The sequence below is a fragment of the Vagococcus bubulae genome, from assembly GCF_003950315.1.
In the GTDB taxonomy this organism is placed as follows: domain Bacteria; phylum Bacillota; class Bacilli; order Lactobacillales; family Vagococcaceae; genus Vagococcus; species Vagococcus bubulae.
In genome coordinates this window covers 1-12,068 of the sequence record NZ_NGJT01000038.1, presented here as the reverse complement: position 1 = coordinate 12,068, position 12,068 = coordinate 1, and the positions used below count along the sequence as shown (strand labels likewise).

Sequence of the window (12,068 nt, the reverse complement as noted above, 5' to 3'; positions counted from 1 at the left end):
CTATAATCAGAAATTTTTGTGTCGGATTCATAAAGGTTTTAAAGAAATACAAGATACATTAGAATCAATGTTTTAACTTAACCGACAGAATGGTTTTTTCCATTTACACATAATTCTTGACGCAACCAACGCTTTCTTTTTGACTTTAAATTATATATACAATAAAATGTTATTATAAACAGTTAGAAAGGAGTTCTGATATGTACCGTTATAAAAAAGTGTTAATTTTGATAAGTATATTATTATTAATTCCACTTTTATTTACTAATGTTATACAAAATCAATATTTGGCAAATTTTTCTTTTGAACTTATTAAAATGGAAAATTATCCTTTTGTGGGTTCTTATATTCCGTTTTATCTATTTTGGGGAAGTATTCTAGTAATCATATTCTTAATAATTTTATTCTTTTTTATTCTCTTATATCCTAGAAATAAAACAGAAATCTATTTTTCTAAATCTAAAGGCAGTCTTTCTATTAAGAAAAATGCTGTTGAACAATTTGTATCTACTATTTTGACTCAAGAGCCATGGTTAAAAAATTCAAAAGTGTCTGTCACAATGAAAAAAAATAGAATTAAAATTTTTATTTCAGGAAGTTGTTCTAATAATGAAACCAATTTACTTGATAAAATAAATGAATTATCTCTTCGAATAAAACAAGAATTATCAATCTTTCTTGGAATAACTGACTCCAAACAGGTATCAGTTGAAATAAAACAAGTTTCAAATAAAAAAGCTAATAACTCACGTGTTATTTAAGGAGGATAAGAAAATGGAAGATTTCATAAAAAAATATAGGTTTCCTATTTTGGGAGCTCTTATTGGCCTCGGTTTAGCTATATCATTTTTTAGTTTAGGTTTTTTTAAAACAATTATCCTTATTATTTTAACGTTACTAGGTGCTTGTATCGGTTACTACCTTCAAAAAAATAATTTTTTGAAGAAATAAAAAAATAACAATAAATAAATTGGAGGAATCAATCATGGAAAACAAAGGAACACAAGTAGAAGTAAAAAAATCAGAGTTAAAAGGTGAATTAACATTTGAAGACAAAGTTATTCAAAAAATCGTTGGTATTTCATTGGAAACTATTCCTGGTCTGTTAACAATTAATGGTGGATTTTTTTCAAATTTAGCAGATAAGATTGTTAATAATAATGATGTAACTTCAGGAATTGATGTTGAAGTAGGAAAAAAAGAAGTTGCTGTTGATTTAGATATCGTTGCAGAATATGGCGTAGATATTTCAAAAATATACGAAGACATCAAACGAGTGATTGAAAAAGAAGTAAAGCATATGACGAGTCTAGAAGTTATAGAAGTAAATGTTAATGTCGTAGATATTAAAACAAAAGAACAATACGAAGAAGACAGTGTTACTGTTCAGGACAAGTTGAGTGGCGCTACAAGTGAAGTTTCAGACATCGTTTCTGATCAAACTGACAAAGTCAAAAAAGTGTCTTCTAAAGGAGCAACTAAAGTAAAAGAAGCAACTGAGCCCAGAGTAGAATAATAATATTTTTAGATGAGGAGTGATATATATGGGTTTCATTTGGTCATTAATAATAGGTGGAGTTATCGGAGCTATAGCGGGTGCTATAACAAGTAAAGGAAAATCTATGGGATGGATTGCTAATATTATTGCTGGTTTAATTGGTTCTTCAATTGGCCAATCTTTATTTGGTTCATTTGGACCATCTTTAGCTGGAATGGCACTTATTCCATCCATCCTTGGAGCAGTTATTGTTGTGGCTGTCGTGTCATTATTTACTGGTAAAAAAAGCTAACAAAATAAATATAGAGAAGGAGAATTTTTATGACAGATAAAGGATATACGGACAAAATAAAAGGTAAAACAAAAGAGACTGTCGGTGATTTACGTGGTGATGATAAACAAAAAGCTGAAGGTATCTTAGATCAAGCTATTGGTAAAACAAAAGAAGTGACTTCAGATATTAAAGAAAAAGCCGAAGATTTTATTGACGAAACAAAAGATAAATTAAATAAATAATAAATCTAATTAAAATATCCCACAATTTTTATACTACATAAATAAAAAATGTTCTCTTAAGTAAAATTTAGCTTAAGAGGACATTTTTTTGTATACACATAAGCATATATCTTAATTATTCTTATATTTTTCTCTCTCTCATTAGCATAAAATATATCAAATTATTTGATGGTGAGAATACAGAATATATGGATTATATAGTTTTTTTATACTGTATTGAGAAATCTTCAAAATTACTCAATTAGTAGATGCTTTTTTAATAATTTCATTTGTCAAATTAAGCTAGACAAAATATCATTTTCAACATAACTCAAAAATACTTCCAATGGCGTTTTGTTGTTTAATGATTTTCTAGGTATATTGTTTCTTTTTGGCGTAATAGCTTGAATAAAAGTTTCATCAACTTCTTTGAAATCATTCTTTTATGTAAACCATCTTTATGTAATAAACCATTTGAATTTTCATATAATGCTCGTTGTGAAGGTGTTCCAGGATCAGCAAAATAGATATCAATATCATTTGAGTTACTGATGGATTTCCAATTAGAGAACTCTTTACCACAATCAAATGTAATAGATTTAAACAGATGATTAGGAATTGATTTCAACCAGCTATTTAAGCGCGTTTCAATATCAATCGCGTGTCTACCTTTAGGTTTTAATGTAATAATCACTTTTGATAATCGTTCAACAAGTGTAATAACAGCACTTTTATGATGTTTTCCAACAATAGTGTCACCTTCAAGGTGGCCAAATTCTTGATTGAATTTAGAATAATCATTTCCTCTGTCACGAAGTGATCGACGAAAAGATTGTTTTCCCCGAGTTTCTTTGTGTCCGTTGGCTTTACGTTTTCCTTTCATAGGTAGGTGAGTCACTTCAAATACGCCTTGTTTAAACATACGATAAAGTGTACGCATAGAACAAGAAATAGAAAACTCTGCACGGCCAACAATCACATCAGGTGTCCAACCTTGAACAACCCTCTTTTGAATATATTCTGTTTGTTCATCTGATAAGACAATAGGACGTCTGCCACAGCGAGTTTTATTCTTCTTGTATTGATTGAAATAATCTAGAGCATTGTGCCCTGTTTTGAAAAATTGGTAAACTTTATGAATCGTTTGTCTAGATCTATTCAATAGTACTGCGGTTTTGGCTACAGATTGATGATTATTATAATACGCCTCTATCATTGCAAGTTCATTTGATGTAAGATGGGTATAGGTCATTTGTCTTCACTCCTTATAATTCTTTTGCGGGAACTATCTTGAGTGTAGCACAAATGACTTTTTTATTTGTCTAGCTTAATTTTACAATCGGCGCGTTTAAAACCTGACATAAAAGTCCTTTCATTTTTGTGTCTTAATAGACAGATTATAACACACAATTTTCTGTCCACTTTTATAGTATAGCTCCAAAGAGCCCCTTAATTCTTTTTCTGCTCATTGTACTTTACCCTACAGAAGTTTTTTCTAGTTGTCTTTCGGGAAAAAACAAGGTCACTTAGCCTTTTATCAACGATTGTTCTTTTAGATTCGTATTACTGTTCTTTCTTATGCTCTGATAAGAACGGGACCATTACTCGGAAGACTCCATCTTCTTCGGACAGAAGCTGATACGGGTCGTACATCTTATAAAGTTTAGGCGTCATTTGTCGCAATTGTTTTACTCCCATTTTACCAATCTTTTTCTTTCTTTTTTGATTAATAAGATGAATTTGGTAGATGCCGCCTGGCAAATCTTGAAACAATACCTTCCCCTCTTCTGTTGTCAATTGCTCGAGAAAGGCTCCGTTTCTTTTCAACGCTTTTTTTCCTCTCTTATCATACAATTGGATGCGTTGATGAATCAAAGATTCATTTGCATGATTCACGATTTGAATCGCCAATGAAATGCGTTTTTTGCTAAGAAAATAGGCATACATCATTCGACCGAAACCAACGACTATCAAGCACACAATCAAAGTCGTTCCAACCAAAATAAGGGCCTCTTTGAGATTCGCTCCTTCTTTTCCCTTTTCGACAGTCGCTGCCACTTTGTCTGTATAAGGAATGCGATGTCCAGTAACAAGAAGCCGATGTGTATTAATCATATAAGGCGTACAAGTTAACAAAGTTACTAAGTTCTTATCCGGCTCAATTTTTATGGAGCTAGTGTCATCCGGCAAAACAACCTTGATTCGCTCAACTTCATAAGCATACTTATTGCCAAGTACGGTAAGAACAAACTGATTGCCAACTTTTACATCTTCTAAGTTGGTGAATAGTTCTCGATTGGGTAACCCGCTATGTGCCGCAATCACAGTATGCGTATTTTTTTCGCCCGTTGGATAAGAAGTCCCTTGTACGACTGTTGCACCTAATTGTAGCAACGAATCATTGGTTTCATCAAACAAAGGGAGTTCAATATGAATACTGGGTATACTAATTTTTCCAATAACGTGTTTTTTGTAATACGTGTCCGTCACCGCTGTTCCCTTTGTTCCAAAGTCCACACTATTTGGCATCAAACCTTGTTCAGAAATTTGTTTATTTTTCTTTTCCAGCTCCTTTTGACGTTGTTCATTGTCACTTTTCGTCTCCGCTTGCAGCATAGCCATTCGCTGTTGATCTAAAAAATGATTTAATGCATTAATATAGAATGGATAGAGAAATAATAAAATTCCTAGAACAAACACCAATAACACAAGAACTTTTCGGACAAAGCGCTGAAATGCCGAGGACGTTTTTTTTATTTTTTTGCTTGAATGTGGACGATTTTTAATGAGACTCTTCCTCCCTCTGATGTTTCAATTGTTCGATAGCGCTTCGCTACGCAAACAACTAAATGACAATCCTTTAATTTCTTTACACGCATGCGAATTTTTGGCCAACGGTTTGAATCTTCCTTGATTAATACGCGATAGCTTCTACCTGGTAGTGATGAGAATGCCACTTTGCCAGTCTCATCACTTACTGCTTCGATAATTGTTTGATCTTTTTTCAAAGTTCGTTTGGGCCAACCATATACTAAAGTCACTTGTTGATTCTTTAAAGCTACGCCATTTTTTTCTAAGTAAAACCCAACTTGGTAGCTCCGCTTTGTAGCAAGCAATGCCAAAATCTTTCGAGTCAACCAAACAAAGAAAAGTGCAAAAAATGTTGACACACCTATCAATGTGAACATGAATTTTAATCGATGATACGTTTGAATTTCACTGATTTTCTTGTCAACATCACTTGGGTAGGCTGATCGATATGCTGTGACTAGTAAGCGATCAGTGTTAATCATATAAGGCGTACAGGTAACCAATGTAATCAGGTCTTTTCCAGGAATAATCTTTAAATCATCCAATTCATCCGGTTTTACGACTTTAAACGATTGAATCTTATACGCCAATTTCTTTCCTAGAACATGGAGATAAATCATTTCCCCTCGCTTTAACTCCGTTAAATTGGTAAAAATAGTTTTATCTGGTAGCCCAGTATGACCTGTAATAACCGAGTGAGTGCTCTCACCACCAATAGGATAAGAAGAGCCTTGTAACACTGTGGCTCCCTCCGCTAAAAGGGTATCATTTGTCGTATCAAACAAAGGCAAACTTACTTCAATCGCAGGAATAAAAATGGCACCTATACTGTGCTTTTGATAATATGCCTTTGTCGGTTGATTCGCTTTATCATTGATTAACGCGAATGGATCTTTCACATCTGTCATCCCAGGAACATTAATAGATTGTGCTATCTCTTGATTTTTTTGAGCTAGCTTCGATTCCCTTTTCTTTACTTTTTCTTGATTTTCCTTTTCCGTTTGATCTATGTAATAACTAATTCGTTGTTGATCTATGTAATTGTTCAAAGAGTCTGCAACAAATGGATAAAAGAAAATACTCGCACCTAATACAAAAAGAAAAACCATCAAAAATTTTAGAAAAAAATTGATTTTATCTTCTTTTGAGAGCTTTCTTTTGCTCATTTTACTGGCTCCTTTCAATAAGAAAGAACTATGGTGGTTACTAGTTTCGTAACCAACCAAAGTTCTCTATTCTTTGCTATTAGTATACTTTAAATTCTATACTTCTGCAGAATCTTTCGATTTTTTGTACCAAACAATGGCACCAATCATCAAAGCAGCTCCAATTGTTAAGAAAGCATAAATTCCAGTACCACCTGTTGAAGGTAAGATCCCTTTCTTCACGTTCGTAACTACTCCAGCAGCATCACCCTTAGTTGCTGTATACGTTCCTGCACCAGCTTCGTTTGTTACCACTTTAAATGCAGTGTTAGGATTTGCTGGTAAAACATAGCCATCTAATGTTTTTGTTTCAACCAATGTATAATCACCAGTTTTTAATCCATTAATAGCTAATTTACCATCTGTTTGTGTCGAAATTGTTGCAGATGCACCCGTAGCTGTTGAATCTGCAATAACCCATTCGTTGTTTGCATTTTTTATAAACGACAATACGTTACCATTTTTGTCTTTCACTTGGAATTCAACACCAACTAATGGTGTACTTGAATTGCCATCCTTTTTCACGAAATTATACCCACCAGTAAAGATATTTGGTGTCGGTTGAGCTGGTTTTTGATCTTTTTTCGTATCTGTATCAACTGAAACATTATTGACTAAACCACTATCCGTTACTGCCTGAGAAGTGACTTCCATGTTGTAATCAATCGTAATTTGTTTCCCAATCCAATTTGATGACGTCACTAAGTTAAAGGTATAGCCACCATTATCAGCATTTTTTACTACTGTATAATCAGTACCTGATGCTAATGCAACTCCATCAGATTTTACAACAAACGTGTCATCTAGTAAAACTTGTAAACCAACACTTGGTTTATCCGTTACTTGAAAAGTCTTTGTTGCATCCGCAGGAACATTCACTGTCACTTTATACCCAACTTTTTCGCCAACAGTATAGCTAAGAACTTGGTCATCCTTTTCTTTTTTCACTAATTCGTTTGCTTCATTTTTAGGGTATAAGTTAATCGTACTTAAATCATTGCCACCAGCTGTGTTGCCTTTCATAAAGGCTACATCTGAATTATAAACGGGCATTGCAATGACTAATGGCGTTGCTTTGTCCGTTACACCACTTGGAACTTTTGTTTCAACAAACAAATACGCAGCAAATGCACCATTGTTACTAAGAGGAACGTCTGCAAAATGGGCAACCCCTTGACCTGCTGTTGTAACAGTTGTTACTTTATTTCCATCAACACCATCTTGTTGTTGAATAGCAGCAACTGCTTCTTTGGCAGACTTTCCTGCTGCTAATAATTGATTATATTTTGCTGTCACATCATACATTGTAAACTCTGCACCATTCAATGGAACGGAAGTGTTCGCAAATTCAGGTTTTGTTAAACCATCATTTGCTAATGGTGTTGTCGGTGCTTCACCATTGTTAAATACTAATTTATGCAAATCAATGTTTACCGTTTGAGCAGGACTAGCATTTTGATCTGCTGCCTTATTGGCAGTATCATCTGCTTTTACAAGAGTTGCACCAAACCCTCCTGTTAATAATGGCAGTGTGAATAATGCCGTAAGTAACCCCTTTAAAACTTTTTTCATCTGTATTCCTCCTGTTATTCTTTTTTTATTTTTACTAGATAAATCACTGACGCGTTTTTTAATTCGCTCAATATTTACACTAGTCGATCCACGTTACTTTTTTGTTTTCTTTCGCCAGATCCAAACTACAGCTAGAATGATGGCAATTCCCAATAAGCTTAAAAACGATTTTGCCTGGCCAGTCATTGGCAAGACTGGCTTACTAGGTTTTTTAGGATTATCAGGCGGTATAGGCTTGTCAGGTTTATTCGGGACATATCCTATATTTTTAGGATATATGTGAACGTTTGATAATTTAGTATTGGTCTGCTCACCATTGGCATCCAGTAAAAAAATTGGTGTGACTAATACAATTGGTGCTGCCTTTTGAGTCATTGTAATATTGGCTGGTGTAGCCGTTTCAACAAATACATAAGCTGCTTGTTGATTCGTTTGTTTCTCTACTAGATTGTGGAAAACCGCAATGCCATCCGTATCAGTCGTCTTTTTTTCAAGTGACTGTGTAGGAACTGATTGGGTATATTCTTCTTGTATTTCTTGCATTGCTTTTAACGAACTGTTCTTTTTCAGCAAGTTATGGTATCTCTCTGTTACATCATAAACTTGAAATTCAGCCCCTGCTAATGGTGTCCCACCAATATCTACTTCCTGACCAGTATTTTGAATCAGAAAACGAATAGGTTGATCAAATAATCGTTTATGAATCGTAACTGTAAAAACTTCATCTGACACCTCATTTGCGTAAACACATTGAATCATCAGCATTGAACATGCAGATAAAAAGAACATCATCATTTTTATCATCCGTTTCATCAGCGTGCCCCCTTCCGATTCCGATAGAAGTACACGCCACTTATCGCTATCGCTAATACGAAGCAAGCGAATGCAAAAATGACAAAAATGCTACGACCTTTTCCACCCGTTGAAGGTAATAACCCTTTTTTCTGATTGTTGATGGTTACTTTTATCACTTGATCCTTATTCGAGTAATCTGAGTAGTTTTGACCATCTCGAGTAACTGTAATTGCACCATTAGCATTTACTGTCACCTCAATTGTTCGATTGTCCAAAACATAACCATCTTGCCCCTTAGTCTCTTTGATAACATATGTTTTACCTGTTACTAACTTGAGAGGATTGTTGTTTGAATCAAAAAACTGACCCATTCCATTGGCATCTGTTGCCAAAGTGGATACTTCTTTATTTGTTCCCTTTTCACTAAGAGAGAACGTTACACCTGCAATTGTTTGTTTGGACTGTGTATCCTGTTTTAATATGGATAAAGAAAACGGAAGCAAATGATTCACGATTTGATTGCCATCACTAGATGAATCATCATCCAATGAACCTGTTGTGACATTTATCGTTGGCTTTCCAGAAGAGCTATCTTGAACCGTGAATGCAACATCATCTCTAGTTGCAAAGCCAGTTGGCGTCTGTGTCTCCTTCAGAACATAGTCCCCAATTGGTAAACTTGCGAAGTGAAACTTGCCATTTGTTGGGTTGTTTATTCTTTGCATTTCCACAGGATTCCCACCGACTTTTCGATACAGTGTAAACTCTGCACCATTCAATGCTTTGCCTGCTTCATCAACTTTTGTAAAGTCAACATCGGTTGTCATTAATGAATTAGTAACCGTCACATTTTTATTTGTTGAATCAATACTAACGCCACTATCTTGCGTTACCACAGGAGCTTTATACCCTGGAATCCTATTTTTTTCAACCACATGGTAAAACACCTTTTGATAATTCACACTGCCATCGGCATTCTGAGTAATTGAGACAGCAGGCAATCCTGAAAATGTCCCTTTTAATGCATCACCCGATGCATTAAAAGGAATAGTAATCGATTGCCCGGTTACATCCGTCCAAGATCCTGAATTGCCAACTTTTTGTTGAAGTTGGAAGGTGACATCTTTTCGTAAATCAGTGTAGGAACTATCCCCATCCCATATCTTTGCAACACCGATTGATAGGGTTTCACTTCTTACAGAAGGGATTGCAAAACCTAATGATTGTTCATATGCTCGCCCATTTGCATAAGTGGGCCCATTCGTTGGATAGAACTTTCCATCTCGATACTGTTCTTTCAGTTGAACTTGGTAATTCAGTCGAAATCCATTTTGAACAATTCCATCAGCTGATCCTAAGTTCATATTGGTAAAGGAAAAACTGTTCGAACTTGAATCCCACCCACCTTTAATATTTGCAGCATAGGCAGGGTAGTTGTCTTCATCGCTTGATGGCGTTATTTTCAGTGACTTCAAGCCATTATTCGTAAGTAATTGTATAGCTGAAACAGAAGTTTTTCCGTCCACCACATTTACAAATTCACTCATTGGGTCACTTAACTGTCCATCATCAATATAAGAATTATAGTTTAAAATGTTTCTTCTGATGTTTTCCAATATGGTAGATATTGTACCGGCATCACTTGCATTAGAGAACGTTCCAATGTTCGCTAACATTTTTTTAACATTGGTGTCACCAGAAAAGCCGAATGCGATTGCATACTTATCTTTCAATTGACCAGTCGCATCTACTGAATTCAAAAACTGATTGATTCCTGAAGACGTACTAGTATACGTAGCACTCTGAACATTATTTTCAGAGCCGTTTCCGGAATACTTGCCTCCTGTTCCAGTATATCTATCATAAGTACTACTACTAGTATCTTTGCTTGCTCCATCGTTGATATCTGCATACTTACCATTGCTGAAAACTGGCCAATAGGTTGGTACTCCATCAGTCAAAACAATCAGCACTTTTTTGGCATTAGAACGTGCGCCATAAGTTGGATCTGTTAATAATTTTATACCCGCTTCTACTCCAAGATAAGTCGGTGTCCCCCCAATTGGTGTCTCCGTCAATATGGCATGCCTCATCAGCGTATTCTTATCACTAGTAAAACCAGAAGAGCCAAATTTTGAAATAGCAGCAAAAGGAGAAGAACCACTTGAATTCGATTGGAAAGAAGCCAACCCAATTCGAACATTTCCACTACTATCAAGTAAGTTGGAAGCGAATGTATCCATAGCGTTTCTTAGTAGCTCAAAACGAGTGTAATATTGAGGCCACCACGCGGTGGAATTTGGTTTTTGGACATTGGTGGGTGTTTGCATGCTACCCGATCTATCCACTACAAATGCAATATCGATAGGCGTAACAACCGCAGATGCTCCCCCCACAACATCAACTTGTACATTAAATGTGTTAGGGTCAGTTGTTGGTGCTACGGTTTTCTTTGTGTATACACCTGAATTGGAATTGTTTCCATTCTGATAAAAATGGTAACCTTCATTAAAGTTGAGTGCATTTCCTAATATATCTGAAACTCCTGTATATCCTTGATTATTCGATGGATTATTTGCAGGACTGTGTGTGCTATTACTTCCATAATTAAAATTATCAATGTACTGGCTGGAAGTATTGTCAAGATAATTATTTGTCCCATGTGTAGGGTACGTGCCCTGTGCATCATTTGTATAGTCAAATAAATCACGATATATTCGTTGCCCATCTGCTAACAAAACGGCCGCAGATTGCGAATAATTACTTAGAATAATCGGTTGATCGTTGTAGGCTTTAGATGATGTATCTGTCGCTGAATCTTCAGCAGATGTATCTTTTTTATTATCAACTTGAGAACTAGTAGATTGAGAATCACTCGATGATTGAGTGTCCGTAGTATTATTGGTATTGTTCTCTTTGTTTTCAGATACTGGTATTCTTAGATCGAACGGTCCTTGATATTTACTTTCTAATACATTTTGAACAACCGTTTCCTTTTTCCCTTCGGCTGAATCTGCTTGGTCTAGCTGTACTTCTAATTGTAACTTCTCTGTGGTTGTATCCGTTACAAAGGACAAACTTCCTTTGCCCTCTTTTGCGAATTTGCTTTCCCCAAACCAATTGTCATCCAATGCTTCCCAACTGTTCTGATTTGGAAATGAACTTACTTTTCCGTTTGCCAAGAGTCGCAATTTCATCCGTTGAAAATTGCCGTCTGGTTGAGCAGTACGCTCATAATCCACCTGCCACTGAATTTGATTTTCAGAAACGGTCGGCTTAACATTAACAGATAAATGGTCGGTTTTAACGATTGTTTGAATTGACGTGTTCTGCTCTCGCGCAAATACGGAATGAACGTTCAACATTGGCAAAAGAATATTTAAAACAAATACTGCTAAGATACCCCAAATGTATGTTTTTTTCATCCTTTCCCCCCTACTAAAACAATGATAAAATACTCAAAGATTTTATCATTGCTTCTTTATTTTTTGTTCTTAATTTTATAAAATTAATGCTTTCACTGAAAAAACAAATTTAACTAAAAATATTTAAAAATATACTCAATCCTGAATAATTCATACTTTTAATTAAAACCATGTGAAACTGCCTCACGGCAGCTTACAATTACTTTTTCATCTTCACCCGTTAAGTGATGAAAAAAGAACCCCTTTCTGCTATGGTTAAAGTGACTA

General features: G+C 35.1%; 10 protein-coding genes and 1 pseudogene. 5 read left to right on the top strand and 6 right to left on the bottom strand.

Translation table 11 applies throughout. The annotated features are described in order from the left end of the window. The first annotated feature begins 200 nt into the window (after positions 1-200). Genes amaP through CBF36_RS11720 form a run of 5 tightly spaced genes read left to right on the top strand, consistent with a single transcriptional unit; the run spans position 201 to position 2,014 of the window. Positions 201-761: an alkaline shock response membrane anchor protein AmaP gene (gene amaP / locus CBF36_RS11740; protein ID WP_135024353.1), complete on the top strand. Its 561-nt coding sequence runs from the start codon at positions 201-203 to the stop codon at positions 759-761. Positions 762-774: 13 nt separating this feature from the next. Next, complete coding sequence (locus CBF36_RS11735) at positions 775-951, top strand: DUF2273 domain-containing protein (protein WP_125958564.1); 177 nt, start codon at positions 775-777, stop codon at positions 949-951. Between the two features lie 34 nt (positions 952-985). Next, positions 986-1,516 (top strand): Asp23/Gls24 family envelope stress response protein, encoded by a 531-nt coding sequence (locus CBF36_RS11730; protein ID WP_125958563.1) that lies wholly within the window; start codon positions 986-988, stop codon positions 1,514-1,516. Between the two features lie 28 nt (positions 1,517-1,544). After that, complete coding sequence (locus tag CBF36_RS11725) at positions 1,545-1,790, top strand: GlsB/YeaQ/YmgE family stress response membrane protein (protein ID WP_125958562.1); 246 nt, start codon at positions 1,545-1,547, stop codon at positions 1,788-1,790. A gap of 29 nt (positions 1,791-1,819) precedes the next feature. Next, positions 1,820-2,014 carry a CsbD family protein gene (locus CBF36_RS11720; RefSeq protein WP_125958561.1) on the top strand — a complete coding sequence of 65 codons (195 nt, stop codon included), beginning with the start codon at positions 1,820-1,822 and terminating at the stop codon, positions 2,012-2,014. Positions 2,015-2,286: 272 nt separating this feature from the next. Here the strand turns inward: CBF36_RS11720 and CBF36_RS11715 are convergent. From CBF36_RS11715 to CBF36_RS11690, 6 genes and pseudogenes are all read right to left on the bottom strand, one after another. Next, positions 2,287-3,245 (bottom strand): annotated as a pseudogene (locus tag CBF36_RS11715) (IS30 family transposase). Between the two features lie 311 nt (positions 3,246-3,556). Next, the gene (locus CBF36_RS11710) at positions 3,557-4,702 is read right to left on the bottom strand and encodes a class C sortase (protein ID WP_125958560.1); all 1,146 of its coding nucleotides are present in this window, start codon (positions 4,700-4,702) and stop codon (positions 3,557-3,559) included. Between the two features lie 44 nt (positions 4,703-4,746). Then, entirely contained in the window at positions 4,747-5,970 is a 1,224-nt protein-coding gene (locus CBF36_RS11705; protein ID WP_125958559.1) for a class C sortase, read from the bottom strand. Positions 5,971-6,066: 96 nt separating this feature from the next. After that, complete coding sequence (locus CBF36_RS11700) at positions 6,067-7,581, bottom strand: SpaH/EbpB family LPXTG-anchored major pilin (protein ID WP_125958558.1); 1,515 nt, start codon at positions 7,579-7,581, stop codon at positions 6,067-6,069. A 93-nt stretch (positions 7,582-7,674) separates the two neighbouring features. Next, positions 7,675-8,394 carry a pilin N-terminal domain-containing protein gene (locus CBF36_RS11695; RefSeq protein ID WP_125958557.1) on the bottom strand — a complete coding sequence of 240 codons (720 nt, stop codon included), beginning with the start codon at positions 8,392-8,394 and terminating at the stop codon, positions 7,675-7,677. Then, positions 8,394-11,801, bottom strand: coding sequence for a SpaA isopeptide-forming pilin-related protein (locus CBF36_RS11690; RefSeq protein WP_125958556.1), 3,408 nt, complete (start codon positions 11,799-11,801; stop codon positions 8,394-8,396). Before CBF36_RS11690 ends, CBF36_RS11695 begins: the two co-directional genes overlap by 1 nt. Positions 11,802-12,068 lie beyond the last annotated feature (267 nt).

Coding starts and splice junctions, on each gene's coding strand:
- CBF36_RS11720 (WP_125958561.1), top strand. CDS start 1,820: ATGACAGATAAAGGATATACGGACAAAATAAAAGGTAAAACAAAAGAG.
- CBF36_RS11700 (WP_125958558.1), bottom strand. CDS start 7,581: ATGAAAAAAGTTTTAAAGGGGTTACTTACGGCATTATTCACACTGCCA.
- CBF36_RS11725 (WP_125958562.1), top strand. CDS start 1,545: ATGGGTTTCATTTGGTCATTAATAATAGGTGGAGTTATCGGAGCTATA.
- CBF36_RS11730 (WP_125958563.1), top strand. CDS start 986: ATGGAAAACAAAGGAACACAAGTAGAAGTAAAAAAATCAGAGTTAAAA.
- CBF36_RS11690 (WP_125958556.1), bottom strand. CDS start 11,801: ATGAAAAAAACATACATTTGGGGTATCTTAGCAGTATTTGTTTTAAAT.
- amaP (WP_135024353.1), top strand. CDS start 201: ATGTACCGTTATAAAAAAGTGTTAATTTTGATAAGTATATTATTATTA.
- CBF36_RS11735 (WP_125958564.1), top strand. CDS start 775: ATGGAAGATTTCATAAAAAAATATAGGTTTCCTATTTTGGGAGCTCTT.
- CBF36_RS11695 (WP_125958557.1), bottom strand. CDS start 8,394: ATGAAACGGATGATAAAAATGATGATGTTCTTTTTATCTGCATGTTCA.
- CBF36_RS11705 (WP_125958559.1), bottom strand. CDS start 5,970: ATGAGCAAAAGAAAGCTCTCAAAAGAAGATAAAATCAATTTTTTTCTA.